A 12,678-nucleotide genomic window follows, 5' to 3' on the forward strand; every position below is an offset into this window, starting at 1 on the left:
CCCTATTAATATAGTAATTAATGATGTTGCCTTTTATTAATAGAATCGAGATAAATCCCCACGACGGATGGATGATTTTTGCATGCGCTGCGCTTGACGCATTTCCTCACGCATGACGCGACGTAATTCTGAGTCACTTAAATTAGGTTCATCTGTTGAAACAGGTTCATTCTTTTTAGCGAACAGCTTTTTAATTTTTGCCATGTTCATGCCCTGTTCCAAGTAATCTTTAATTTCCAGCAATATATCGACGTCATTTAATGAAAACATTCGACGGTTGCCTTCTGTTCGGTGCGGCTCAATTAAATGGTGTTCTTCATAATAACGAATCTGACGTGCCGAAAGCTCGGTCAATTGCATTACGATATTCATAGATAATAACGGCATAGTTCGTCTAATTTCACGACTCATTTAAGTCCCCTCCAATACCTGCTAATAATATAACGAAAAAATTACACTGTCAACCGCTCATGTAAGGTTTCCTAACATGATATAAAATAATTTTTTTGAACTGACGAAAAATTGTAAAAAACTAAGTTTACGATCCTAACGTAGGGGTGATTTCTGCTACGCCTAATATACGTTTTAACAAAGGTCACCTTCAACTTTTCGTCCATAAATAAAAAAACTATTCAAAATGGAAGTTTTGAATAGTTTCACGTTACCTATTTTTGGATTTTCTGAACAGCACTACAAATAGCAAATTTTACGTGTTCGTATGTTAAACCACCTTGAATAAATGCTGTAAACGGCGGACGAATAGGACCGTCTGCTGTGAGCTCGATACTTGAACCTTGAATAAATGTTCCAGCTGCCATGATGACATCATCCTCATAGCCAGGCATATACGCTGGCTCTGGTGCATAATGCGCATTAATTGGTGAGTTCGCTTGAATTTCACGACAAAAAGCAATCATTTGTTCCGCGGTTTGGAAAGAAACCGATTGAATTAAATCCGTACGATTAGCATCATAGCTTGGTGATGTATTCATGCCAATTTCCCCTAGCATAGCAGCTGTGAAAATGGCACCTTTTAACGCTTGAGATACAACATGTGGTGCAAGGAAAAATCCTTGATAGAAGTCACTGAGCGTATTTAATGTTGCTCCTGCTTCAGCACCAATACCTGGTGATGTCATACGATAAGCACATTTTTCTACTAAATCTGCACGACCAGCAATATAACCACCAATTTTCGCTAAGCCTCCACCAGGATTTTTAATGAGCGAGCCTGCCATTAAATCAGCACCAACCTCGGTCGGTTCCTGTGCCTCAACAAATTCACCATAGCAATTATCAACGAAAATAACTGCATTTGGTGCTAATTCACGGATTTTTGCACACATTTCTGTAATTTGTGAAATGGTAAAGGATGGGCGTGTTGCATACCCCTTCGAACGTTGTATCGCAATCATTTTAGTGCTTGGTGTAATTGCAGCTGCAACACCTTCCCAATCAATCGCTTGATTATCGATTAAATCCACATGGCGATAACCGATTTTATAATCTTTTAACGAGCCAGTATCCTTGTCGCCACCATCGACTATTGATTGCAATGTATCATACGGCTGACCCGAAATATAAAGTAATTCATCACCAGGACGTAGCACGCCGAATAAGCTAAGTGTGATTGCATGTGTACCAGAAATAATTTGCGGACGTACAATGGCAGCCTCCGCTCCAAAGACCTCTGCATAAACACGTTCTAGATTGTCACGCCCCTCATCATCATAGCCATAACCATTAGACGGGTGCAGATGATAATCACTTACTTGATGCTTTCGGAACGCAGCAAGCACTTTTTGTTGATTGAAGAACGCCATGTCTTCTACCTTTGCATGAAAAGAGCGTACCTTTTCTTCTATTTTAGCAGCTAATGCTAGTGTTTCTTCTGTTAAATTGGTTGTAAAAGTCATTATATTCTTCTCCATTTCACATTTGTTCAAATCTTATCTTAACAATTTGTGAGCTTGCCTGCAAAACTTGCAATAGGCGCTAAACTTAATTACGAACTAAATCTATTTAATTCTGCTATAATAAGATATTTGATATCTGATAATTCCAAACTATAAGTCGATGCTTTACTATGCAAAAATTTTAGATACAAAAAGGAGACTTTAATGTTTTCTAGTATGTAATCTACAACAACATGAAATGATTTATTCACATAAGGGGTGACAGGGTTGGCTTGGGAGTTTTTTAGTATTATTGGAACAATTGCCTTCGCTATTTCCGGGGCAATAATTGCAATGGAGGAAGAATACGATTTATTCGGTGTATATATACTCGGTATCGTAACCGCTTTCGGTGGTGGAGCTATACGAAACTTACTTATAGGTTTACCTGTAACAACACTGTGGGGTCAGGACATGATGTTCCAAATTGCCATTGCAGCCATTACAATTTTTTTCATATTTCCCCATCGGCTCATTCAGCATTGGCATCGTTGGGGCAATTTCACTGATGCTATTGGGTTATCGGCATTTGCGATTCAAGGTGCCCTTTATGCTGTCAAGCTTGATATGCCTATTAGTGCCGTTATTGTTGCTGCTGTCTTAACAGGATCTGGTGGTGGAATTGTTCGCGATTTATTAGCTAGACGACAACCATTAGTCCTCCGTGATGAAGTCTATGGTGTTTGGGCAGCACTTGCCGGGCTTATCATCGGACTTCAACTATTTTCAGGGGATCTCTTTTTATATGTATTATTTGGTGTGATCACAGTACTAAGAGTACTTTCATATATGAAGAAATGGCGGTTACCGTTGCGGAGGTTGAATCGAGCATAGCTATACTGTTGCATAATAACAAGCCCAATTATCAAATTTGGGCTTGTTTTAAATTTTTAAATTTAATTTCTTATTTATCACAAACACCGCTCAATAAGCACCTGAAGATTAATAAAGTTACTTTTTCAACAGCAGCATAGATTCCTCTAATGTAGCCATGTTTTTCATCATAGAGCAAGCTGCGTCCAAAATAGGAAAGGCTAAAGCTGCACCAGAGCCCTCGCCTAATCGCATATTCATCTGTAGCATCGGTTCAATTTCGAGCATTTCAGCAGCAATTTTTGCACCTGGTTCTTCAGAAGCATGAGAAGGAATGATATAGTCTTTGACGTTTGGCTCGAGTTCGTATGCAATAAGAGCAGCAACAGTAGAAATAAAGCCATCAATAACAACAGGTTTGTGATGTGCGGCAGCTGCAAGTATCACCCCAGCCATAGCTCCTATTTCTAACCCACCGACCTTTGCAAGAATATCAATAGCATCATCGCGGTTTGGTTTATTTAATGCAATAGCATCATGAATGACTTCTACTTTATGCGCTATCCCCCCTGGTCCAACACCTGCACCGAAGCCTGTCACTTCATTCGGATGACATTCACGAAGAACCGATAATATGGCAGCACTCGGTGTTGTATTACCAATCCCCATTTCACCTGTCCCGAGTACATTTATCCCCTTGCTTATTTCTTCCGTAGCTACTTCAATTCCTACTTCAATGGATTGAATGGCTTCTTCCCTTGACATAGCAGGACCTTTTGCCATATTGTCCGTTCCATATTTAATTTTTTTTATGATGACACCAGCATTATGCGGAATGTCCTCTTTTACGCCAACGTCTACTGTGACAATTTTTGCATCTGTAATTTTTGCGATCGCACAGACACCAGTTCCTCCTCTAGGGAAATTTAATGTTTGAAAGACCGTCACATTTTGCGGATTAGATGTCACCCCTTCATCACAAACACCATGATCTGCAGCACAGACAATAATTGCTTTATTATCAATCGCAGGGAATAGGTCTCCTGTAATACCGGATAGTTGCACAGCAAGGGTCTCCAATTTCCCTAAGCTTCTAGGAGGCTTGCAAAGTGCATCTATGCGTTCTCTTGCCTTCTCCATCATTTTGTGGTCGGCACTTTGAATGTTTTGAATCGTCTGTTGTAATAATTGCATGAAAATTTCCCCTTTCTTTTTTGCCCTTATTACTCGAAGAATGATTTAGAGAAAAAAATAAAAAGCCTGTAGTTTATTCCATAACAAATAAACTACAGACTTTTCCATCGTCTATATAATCGAAGCAATAGGCAGGTCTCCTGGCTCAATTTCAACATTTCATAGAACCTTCCCAGAACGATGCTAGTGGTTATTCTCTATGAAACTCCCTTTTACAGTGGTGGGACCGCTAAAGCTTTTCACTTTATTCCCTATTCTCCCGCAATGGGCACCTAATGCTTTTATGCAATTATTTTAAATTTACGACAAAGTGGTTTTTGTGTCAATATATTAGTGAAATTGTATATTTCTTTCCAACGTTTCTGAGTTACATATAGATACTGAACTTACGTGTTCAATTAGAGCAATCACTTCTTATGCATATGTTTTTAGAATAAACACAATGATTTATCGGTGTTAGGAACCATGTTGACAATCCGAATTTTTTTTATTATCATATTAAAAATCGTTAATGATTTCAATAGTATTTCGTATAACCCCAATAATATGGTTTGGGGGTCTCTACCAGGAACCTAAATTCCTGATTACGAAGAAAGTACAAAATTTGTATTTTCTTTGTAGTCAGGAATTTTTTTTTTGTATTTTAATCTAATAATTTATTTCAGGAGGTCAAAAATGAACTTTTTAGCATTGCCTAAAATTGAACTACACTGTCATTTGGATGGAAGCTTAAGGGCTGAAACTATTATCGATATTGCACAGAAGGAAGGTATTCCGTTACCCTCTTTTGATAAGGATGAACTGCAAAAGGAGCTGATTGCTCCGTTAGAATGTGAATCCCTTGATGAATATTTAAAAAGATTTTCTCTTCCTAATTTGGTCATGCAGTCAAAGGAGAACTTAAGAAGAATTACTTTTGAGCTATTTGAGAATGCAACAAGAGAAAATGTGAAATATTTAGAAGTCAGATTTGCCCCGTTACTTCACACATTACAAGGTCTTGGTGTTGAAGAAGTTATTCAATCTGTTATAGAGGGGATGAGGGATGCTGAAAGCTGTTACGAAATAAAGGGAAATATAATCTTGTCTTGCATGAGGACGATGTCTGTAGAAAGCGCATTTGAGGTGGTTGAAAAGGGGAAAAAGTTCCTTGGTAAAGGTGTGGTGGCAATTGACCTATGCGCATCCGAAGAAGAAGGCTTCTGTGAAAGATTCGTAGATCCAATAGCATTAGCCAAAGAATATGGCTACAGAGTCACTATTCATGCCGGTGAAACGGGAATTGGTAAAAACGTTCTAGAGGCTGTAGAACTGTTGGGTGCTGAAAGAATAGGACATGGAGTATTTATTAAAGATTGTGCCGAGGCTTATAAAATTGTGAAAGAAAGACAAGTAGTACTTGAAATGTGTCCAACAAGTAATGTCCAGACGAAAGCTGTTTATAATTACTCTGAACATCCAATTTATAAGTTTCATAAAGATGGAATAAAAGTGACATTTAATACAGATAATCGAACAGTATCAGATACTACAATGGCAAAAGAAATCCATTTAGTGAACAACGAATTTAATCTAAGTGAAGAAGATTATCGGCAAATTTATTTAAATAGTGTAGAAGCATCTTTTGCCGACCAAGAAACTAAAGAATGGTGCTTGGCACAATATTAAAGAAAATTAGATTGTAGGAGCAATTGCTTTTATTACAGAAGAAAGATCAACTCAAGAGCTAATATTCATTATTAGTATATTCAGGTTACAAACGGTTTCCCAAAATTGAAGAAAATAAAATAAATAGAATGCTTTCTTCAAAAGAGTTTGAAATATTTAAACGGATTTTAGAGGATAAAACTAATTCTATTCCTCTTTGCTAGAAAAGCTCCCTAATGCCAAAAAGGCTTTCGGGAGCTTCCTGTCCGTTTATTGCTGTGATATCAACTTTGTTTTATCTATTTCACTCAGAAATGTTGCACCGAGTAAAAGAATAGCGCCTAGTATGTGCTTGTTTCGATTGTTTATTAAATTCTTTTTTCATGGATGGACGCCCCTTTTTCTTTGATTGAAGGGCATCTAATCCTTGAGTTTCATATTGCTTTCTCCAAACACTAATTGTTGAAGGGGCAGGTATCTTAAAAATCGCTGCCGTTTCGTTTAAGGACGTACCATTTTCAATCATAAAATTTAGTACATCCATTTTAAACGTTAGTGTAATTTGTACATGGCTGAATAAAAGCTTCCACACCATTGTATTCATATTGCTTAGCCCATTTAAGAATTGCTTTATTATCAGTCCCCATAGATTTAGCTAAATCATAGGAACTTTCCTTTCCACTTAAATAACGCTCAACAGCTTGTAATTTATCTTCGGCAGTATATTTGACCATAAAAAAACTGCACCTCCAATTGTTAGATGTGTCTAACAATTGGGGAGCAGTTCAAAACGAGGGTTTTAATCGATAATTATTTAAATTCTAACTCTCCATCATAAGCAAGCATGCCGCCTTCAAGGTTTGTTACGTCAAAGCCTTGCGCTTCTAAGTATGCACAAGCATTTGCTGAACGACCGCCTGCTTTGCAAACGATAATGTATGGCTTTGAAGCGTCTAATTCACCTAAGCGCTCAGGGATTGTCCCAAGAGCAATGTGTTGAGCACCAGGGATCATGCCTTGTGCTACCTCATCATCTTCACGAACATCAATAATGTATAGGTCTTCGTTCGCATCTAATAGTTCTAATACTTCTGTTGTATCCATAGTTTTCATCTGTGTAGTCCTCCAATATGTCGATTATATCGATTTCCTCTTACATTATAGCCTGAAGGCAAAAAAACAGCTAGTGTCATGAACACTAACTGTTTTACTCTATTGTTTCTATTCGTCTGTCTCTAAAAAATCTACTTGCTTTGCTGGAACAAATGTAGAAATAGCGTGTTTGTAAATGAGATGTTGCTTGCTTTCAGCATCTAGTAATAATACTGTAAAATTATCATAGGATTTCACAGTTCCTTTTAACTGAAATCCGTTTAATAAAAACACAGTTACAAAAACATTGTTTTTACGTAGATGGTTTAAGAATGTATCTTGCAAGTTAATTGATTTCATCAAAATGCCTCCCTATACTCTCTTTCTACCTCTTCATTCCTATAGTAGCATATTCTACCAATTTAGCAATTAGTGATTTTTAAGAATTAATTAAAGTTTTTCGTCATTATTAACAAAATATACATCCATTTTGTTACGGAAGTATGTTAGCTGTCTTTTCGCATAGCGGCGAGAATTTTGCTTTAAACTGTCAATGGCTTCTTCTAAAGAGCATTTTCCATCTAGGTAATCATATAATTCCTTGTAGCCGATTGCTTGGATTGACTGCACACCTCGTATATTTTGCTGCCATAAGCCTTTTACTTCTTCAAAAAGCCCTTTTTCCATCATTATATCAACACGGCGGTTAATACGATCATAGAGCTCTTCACGTGACATATTTTGCCCAAGCCCTAAAATCACATGATTGTAAAGTGGAACTTCTCCACGATTGTGTGCTTCGGATGCCTTTGAAACGCCACTAAGCTCAATCATCTCTAACGCTCGTATAACACGGCGCGTATTATTTGGATGAATGGTCTCAGCTGTTTGTGGATCAAGTTTTTTAAGCTTAGCATGCATTGCCTCTGGACCTAATTTCTCCAGTTCTGCATAATAGGCTTTTCGTGCCGCCTCATCTACCTGCTCCTCTGTAAATTGAAAATCATAGAGTACTGCCTGCACATATAAACCTGAGCCCCCTACGATAATCGGTAGCTTGCCTCGCGCTTGAATTTCCGCAATTTTAGCTCGCACTAATTTTTGATAGTCTGCTACTGAAAAGGACTCTGTGGGCTCTTTGAAGCTTAGTAAATGATGGGGTACACCCTCCATCTCTTCCTCGGTAATTTTCGCTGTACCAATATCTAAGCCTCGATAGATTTGCATGGAGTCACCATTGATGATTTCGCCATTATATTTTTTTGCTAACTCAATGCTTAGTGCCGTTTTCCCAGAAGCAGTAGGCCCTACAATTGCTACGACCTCTGCCTGCTGTAATTTATCTTGTATCATATTTTTCTAACCACCGTAATAAAACTTGATAGACTGCCTCTTGATTGTCCTCGTTTAGGATTTCATGGCGCTTATCCTCAAATAAGTAAACCGTTACATCCTGTATACCCGCTGCTGCAAATTGTTCTGCAACGGAGTATACTCCTTGGCCTTGTTCTCCTACTGGATCCTTACTACCACTTATCAATAATATAGGTAAGTCTTTTTTTGTTTTTGCTATCTCTTTTTTACGATTTAACGACATAAAACCAGTTGTTAAATCCACAAAAAATTGATTTGTTGGAATAAAGCCGCAATACGGATCATCTATATATTTTTGTACCTCGTCCTCTGCTGAACATAACCAATCATACGTAGTCTTGGAATTTGGGAACTGTTTATTAAAGCTACCAAAGCTCAGCTTATTTAACAACTTGCTCTCCGTCTCTTTACCAAGTTGTTTGGCCAATACTTTTGCTACTAAATTCCCCATCGTATGCAATGCTGTAACGTTTCCTGTTCCACAAAGAATCACATTATCTACTTGATCGCTGTACAATTGAATATATCTTCTAGTAATGAATGATCCCATACTATGACCAAATATAATCAAAGGTACATCTGCAAATTGTTCATGCAATAATGTTACTACTTCATGTGCATCCTCTACAACGCGATCAAACCCATTTTGTTCAGCAAAAAAACCTAGTGTGCCATTATAGGCTGCTGTTTCTCCATGCCCACGATGATCATGCATTGTCACTGCATAGCCAGCTTCATTTAGGCTATTGGCAAATTTAACATAACGTCCACTATGCTCCGCCATACCATGTAGAATATGAATATGACCAATACATGGCTTCGATGGCTTTAATGTTCGAGTAAACAGAAAATGGCCATCTGACATTTCTATATAACGCATTGCCTACACTCCTTCCTCCGCAAAATTTGTTGCATCTAAAATAGCTTGCTCTAGTTGAGCTACATAAGTATTTCTTTGTGACTCTGTATAGTTAAAATGTTGTTGCATAACTTGAATGACCTGCTGTTTATAACGTTTTACCGCATCAATATCAAAGTATAATAAACCTGTTCGACGGATAAAGAAATCACTTGGTGTGTATACCATTTCCGCTTCTATACCATAAAGTAGCATTGCATGTAGGACCAGGGGCATCGTACTGCCATATTCATGCAAATATTTTACCTGGTTATATAATGCATCGACATTTGTGCCATATTTTTGTACAAGCTGTTTTGCTTCATCATAATTTAGGCCATACTGAACGCCCTCTTTAGCTTTATAAGTACTATAATCAGTGAAATTGATGGCATTAATGCCTTTTGCACCAGAAAGTGATAACTCACGTGTTACACATGGACTTGCGTGCTTATATTTATGAGTTTTCACAATTTTATCAACGATTGTTTCTGCCATTTGACGGTAGCCCGTTAGTTTGCCACCCGCAATCGTCATTAGTCCACTTGGAGCCGTCCATAGCTCATCTTTGCGTGAAATTTCGGATGGATCCTTCCCTTTTTCAAAAATAAGTGGACGCACGCCTGCCCACGACGATTCAATCGTATCTCTTGAAATATTTGCAGTTGGAAAGACAGTTCTTGCAGCAGCAATTAAATAATCAACATCCTCTTGGGTAGCGACAGGATGTACAGGGTCTCCCTCGTAAACTGTATCTGTTGTCCCTACATAGGCTTTACCATCACGCGGAATTGCAAAGGCCATACGCCCATCCACTATATCAAAGTACACTGCTTGCCGTAATGGAAAATCCTTTTGATCAAGGACAATATGGACCCCTTTTGTGAGACGCAATTGTTTTTTATCTACTACTTTATCCTTTTGGCGGACCTCATCTACCCATGGTCCAGTAGCATTGACGATTTGCGCAGCATGTACTTCGATCATTTTCCCTGTAACATGATCCTTCACTTGTACCCCAACAAGCTTTTTCTTCTCATATAAAAATTCTGTCATCTCAGCATAATTTAAACAAAGCGCTCCATATTCCACAGCTTTTTTCAGCACTTCAATTGTCAGACGGGCATCATCTGTACGATATTCAACGTAATAGCCACCACCAATAAGCTCATCTCGATTGAGTAAAGGCTCGAGCGCTGCCGTTTCCTGAGCATTTAACATTGTTCTACGTTCATGCTTTTTAACACCTGCTAATCGATCATATACCTTCAATGCCATTGAAGTTGTAAATGGTCCAAGTGAGCCCTTTTTATATAAAGGTAGTAGCATTTTTTCAGGCGTTGTCACGTGAACGGCATTGTCATAAACAATTTCACGCTCACGCCCAACCTCAGCTACTACACCTACATCAAGTTGCTTTAAATAACGAAGTCCACCATGAATAAGCTTTGTTGAACGGCTTGATGTGCCAGCAGAAAAATCCTGCTTCTCAATCAAAGCGACTGATAACCCTCTAGATGCTGCATCAAGTGCAATGCCAGCACCAGTAATGCCACCACCAATGACTAAAACGTCAAAGCTATATTGCTCTAAAAACTGCATGATTTTAGGACGATGCTCAAATGAAAACATACCTTTCTCCCCCATTAGCTATAATTTGAAAATACGTGTAACCTCTATTGCGTATGCCAGCCGGTATAGCTAGTAATAACTTTATGCATAGAAACTTTAACTTCATTTGTATTATGTTCTAATTTCCTTTTATGCAGCATGGACTGTTCATGTTGCTCTTGATTATTCTTATAATAAATTGTTAGGCATTACAACTACATTACCCGTTTAAACATTTTTTCCACTTCATAAGTTGTAAAATGAATAAGTACTGGACGTCCGTGTGGGCATGTAAATGGATTGTCTGCATTGCGTAAATCTTGCAATAAAGTGTCCATTTGTTCTTTCGTTAAATAATGATTGGCCTTTATCGACTTTTTACAGCTCATCATAATCGCTGCCGTCTCACGTAACTTTTTGACGTCTGCTTTTTTGGTTGTCAGCACCTGTTCAATTAAGTCCTCAATAATTTCTTGTTCTTCTCCCTTAGGGAACCAACTAGGATACTCTCTCACGACAAATGAAGCCTGTCCAAAGTCCTCTAAAAATACGCCAACAGCTTCTAATTCCTGTCTATTTTCTCTTAATATAAGAGCCTCGTCAGCAGCATAATGGAAGGTCAATGGAAGCAATAAAGCCTGACGCTCATTTGGGTTAACCTGACCGACCTTTTCACGGAAAAATTCATATTTAATACGCTCCTGAGCAGCGTGCTGATCAATTAAATAAAAACCATCTTCCATTTGTGCAACGATATACGTGCCGTGAATTTGTCCTACCACTTCAAGAGCAGGGAATGGTTCTTTAGCTGGCTCATCTTCTAGAATTTCCACTACTGGCTCCTCTAGCTTCACTTCTTCAGGAGGATTTACTTCTATCACTGGTGTCGGTTGCCAGCTATTTTCAATAACAGTAGGAACGGATTTAGGTTCTGGCACTATAGGCTCTAATGTGTTCGACTCCTGAACAGTTTGCACATCATAAAGCTTTTCTACAATGGCATTCATTTTCTCCACATTAAGCTTTGGTGCTGGTTTCCAAATATTTAACTGCTCCGTTGCAGGCTTTACCACTTTCTCCTTCTTTTCCATTAGCGGTACTCGAATAACATGGCGGATTTTCTCTCGTATTGTTTCCTCAATTAACTTTAGAAGCTCAGGCTCCTTACTTAAACGTATTTGATGTTTGGCAGGATGAACATTGACATCTGTTAAATAAGGATCACCCTCTATAAAGAGTGCGACAATTGGAAAACGTTCAATAGGCAAATACGTATGATAGGCATCTACAATCGCTTTTTGTACTAAATAATGCTTTACCCAGCGACCATTTACAAACAACGACATATAGTTTTTCGAAGCACGGGTCACCTCAGGTAATGATACGAAGCCAGATATTTTATAATCATGTGACTCTCCAGAGAATGCCACCATTTTCTTAGCATTATGCACACCGTAAATGGCAGCTAATACTTGTTGTACGTCACCTCGTCCATTTGTTTGTAACAATTGCTGACCGTTATGCAGTAATCTAAACGCAATTTGTGGATTACCGAGTGCAAGACGGTTCATCAAATCAATAGTATGTCCAAGCTCGGTCTGTATTGTTTTCATATATTTTAATCGAGCAGGTGTATTAAAAAATAGCTGTGCCACTGTAATATCTGTTCCCTTGCGCAAAGGGCCAGGTTTATGTGTAGCGACATGCCCACCCTCAAGCTCTAAATACGTTCCTGATTCACCATTAGATGTAATGAGTGTCATTTTCGATACTGATGCAATTGAAGCTAATGCCTCACCACGGAAGCCAAGTGTACGAATTCGAAATAAATCATGCTCCTGATGAATTTTACTTGTGGCATGGCGAGAGTATGATATTAATGCATCCTCTTCATCCATACCACTACCATTATCAATGACTTGAATTGAAGTGAGGCCCGCTTCTAGTAAAAAAACATCAATAGACGTACTTCCTGCATCAATGGCGTTTTCAACAAGCTCTTTAACTACAGAGGCTGGTCTTTCAACTACTTCCCCTGCCGCGATTTTATTGGACAGCCACTCGTCCATAATTTGTATTTTTCCCATAGCGCAT

The 12,678-nt window shown here is 38.4% G+C and carries 11 protein-coding genes, 1 pseudogene and 2 riboswitches; of the genes and pseudogenes, 2 read left to right on the forward strand and 10 right to left on the reverse strand.

Annotation, left to right across the window (positions count from 1 at the left end):
* Window positions 1–36 precede the first annotated feature (36 nt).
* On the reverse strand, window positions 37–411 hold the full coding sequence (locus ACIQLB_RS03015) for a MerR family transcriptional regulator (protein ID WP_400720703.1): 375 nt from the start codon (window positions 409–411) through the stop codon (window positions 37–39).
* A gap of 254 nt (window positions 412–665) precedes the next feature.
* Window positions 666–1,916: a methionine gamma-lyase family protein gene (locus ACIQLB_RS03020; protein ID WP_400720706.1), complete on the reverse strand. Its 1,251-nt coding sequence runs from the start codon at window positions 1,914–1,916 to the stop codon at window positions 666–668.
* Between the two features lie 267 nt (window positions 1,917–2,183).
* Here ACIQLB_RS03020 and ACIQLB_RS03025 point away from each other — a divergent pair, with 267 nt between their 5' ends.
* Window positions 2,184–2,789: a trimeric intracellular cation channel family protein gene (locus ACIQLB_RS03025; RefSeq protein WP_400720708.1), complete on the forward strand. Its 606-nt coding sequence runs from the start codon at window positions 2,184–2,186 to the stop codon at window positions 2,787–2,789.
* Between the two features lie 117 nt (window positions 2,790–2,906).
* On the opposite strand, the gene cobT is transcribed toward ACIQLB_RS03025, so the two are convergent.
* On the reverse strand, window positions 2,907–3,962 hold the full coding sequence (gene cobT / locus ACIQLB_RS03030; protein WP_400720711.1) for a nicotinate-nucleotide--dimethylbenzimidazole phosphoribosyltransferase: 1,056 nt from the start codon (window positions 3,960–3,962) through the stop codon (window positions 2,907–2,909).
* A 113-nt stretch (window positions 3,963–4,075) separates the two neighbouring features.
* Window positions 4,076–4,253, reverse strand: a riboswitch (cobalamin riboswitch).
* Between the two features lie 217 nt (window positions 4,254–4,470).
* A riboswitch (purine riboswitch) is annotated at window positions 4,471–4,569 on the forward strand.
* Between the two features lie 68 nt (window positions 4,570–4,637).
* On the opposite strand from cobT, the gene add reads away from it, so the two are divergent.
* Window positions 4,638–5,630 (forward strand): adenosine deaminase, encoded by a 993-nt coding sequence (gene add / locus ACIQLB_RS03035; protein ID WP_400720714.1) that lies wholly within the window; start codon window positions 4,638–4,640, stop codon window positions 5,628–5,630.
* Between the two features lie 328 nt (window positions 5,631–5,958).
* Here the strand turns inward: add and ACIQLB_RS03040 are convergent.
* From ACIQLB_RS03040 to mutL, 7 genes and pseudogenes are all read right to left on the reverse strand, one after another.
* A pseudogene (locus ACIQLB_RS03040) lies at window positions 5,959–6,343 on the reverse strand (helix-turn-helix domain-containing protein); the annotation flags it as partial.
* Window positions 6,344–6,419: 76 nt separating this feature from the next.
* Window positions 6,420–6,722, reverse strand: a complete 303-nt coding sequence (locus ACIQLB_RS03045) for a rhodanese-like domain-containing protein (RefSeq protein ID WP_400720717.1) — start codon at window positions 6,720–6,722, stop codon at window positions 6,420–6,422.
* Window positions 6,723–6,830: 108 nt separating this feature from the next.
* Window positions 6,831–7,061, reverse strand: coding sequence for an RNA chaperone Hfq (gene hfq, locus ACIQLB_RS03050; RefSeq protein ID WP_053483204.1), 231 nt, complete (start codon window positions 7,059–7,061; stop codon window positions 6,831–6,833).
* Window positions 7,062–7,151: 90 nt separating this feature from the next.
* On the reverse strand, window positions 7,152–8,054 hold the full coding sequence (miaA, locus tag ACIQLB_RS03055) for a tRNA (adenosine(37)-N6)-dimethylallyltransferase MiaA (RefSeq protein ID WP_400720721.1): 903 nt from the start codon (window positions 8,052–8,054) through the stop codon (window positions 7,152–7,154).
* On the reverse strand, window positions 8,041–8,955 hold the full coding sequence (locus ACIQLB_RS03060; protein WP_400720724.1) for an alpha/beta fold hydrolase: 915 nt from the start codon (window positions 8,953–8,955) through the stop codon (window positions 8,041–8,043). Before ACIQLB_RS03060 ends, miaA begins: the two co-directional genes overlap by 14 nt.
* Window positions 8,956–8,958: 3 nt before the next feature.
* On the reverse strand, window positions 8,959–10,605 hold the full coding sequence (locus tag ACIQLB_RS03065; RefSeq protein ID WP_400720727.1) for a glycerol-3-phosphate dehydrogenase/oxidase: 1,647 nt from the start codon (window positions 10,603–10,605) through the stop codon (window positions 8,959–8,961).
* Window positions 10,606–10,799: 194 nt separating this feature from the next.
* Window positions 10,800–12,671, reverse strand: a complete 1,872-nt coding sequence (gene mutL, locus ACIQLB_RS03070; protein WP_400720730.1) for a DNA mismatch repair endonuclease MutL — start codon at window positions 12,669–12,671, stop codon at window positions 10,800–10,802.
* Window positions 12,672–12,678 lie beyond the last annotated feature (7 nt).

Source organism: Lysinibacillus sp. NPDC092081, from assembly GCF_044755845.1.
Classification (GTDB): Bacteria; Bacillota; Bacilli; order Bacillales_A; family Planococcaceae; genus Lysinibacillus.

Excerpts from the sequence above, each read along its gene's own strand:
- ACIQLB_RS03015 (WP_400720703.1), bottom strand. The coding sequence starts at position 411 with ATGAGTCGTGAAATTAGACGAACTATGCCGTTATTATCTATGAATATC.
- ACIQLB_RS03020 (WP_400720706.1), bottom strand. The coding sequence starts at position 1,916 with ATGACTTTTACAACCAATTTAACAGAAGAAACACTAGCATTAGCTGCT.
- cobT (WP_400720711.1), bottom strand. The coding sequence starts at position 3,962 with ATGCAATTATTACAACAGACGATTCAAAACATTCAAAGTGCCGACCAC.
- add (WP_400720714.1), top strand. The coding sequence starts at position 4,638 with ATGAACTTTTTAGCATTGCCTAAAATTGAACTACACTGTCATTTGGAT.
- ACIQLB_RS03045 (WP_400720717.1), bottom strand. The coding sequence starts at position 6,722 with ATGAAAACTATGGATACAACAGAAGTATTAGAACTATTAGATGCGAAC.
- hfq (WP_053483204.1), bottom strand. The coding sequence starts at position 7,061 with ATGAAATCAATTAACTTGCAAGATACATTCTTAAACCATCTACGTAAA.
- miaA (WP_400720721.1), bottom strand. The coding sequence starts at position 8,054 with ATGATACAAGATAAATTACAGCAGGCAGAGGTCGTAGCAATTGTAGGG.
- ACIQLB_RS03060 (WP_400720724.1), bottom strand. The coding sequence starts at position 8,955 with ATGCGTTATATAGAAATGTCAGATGGCCATTTTCTGTTTACTCGAACA.
- ACIQLB_RS03065 (WP_400720727.1), bottom strand. The coding sequence starts at position 10,605 with ATGTTTTCATTTGAGCATCGTCCTAAAATCATGCAGTTTTTAGAGCAA.
- mutL (WP_400720730.1), bottom strand. The coding sequence starts at position 12,671 with ATGGGAAAAATACAAATTATGGACGAGTGGCTGTCCAATAAAATCGCG.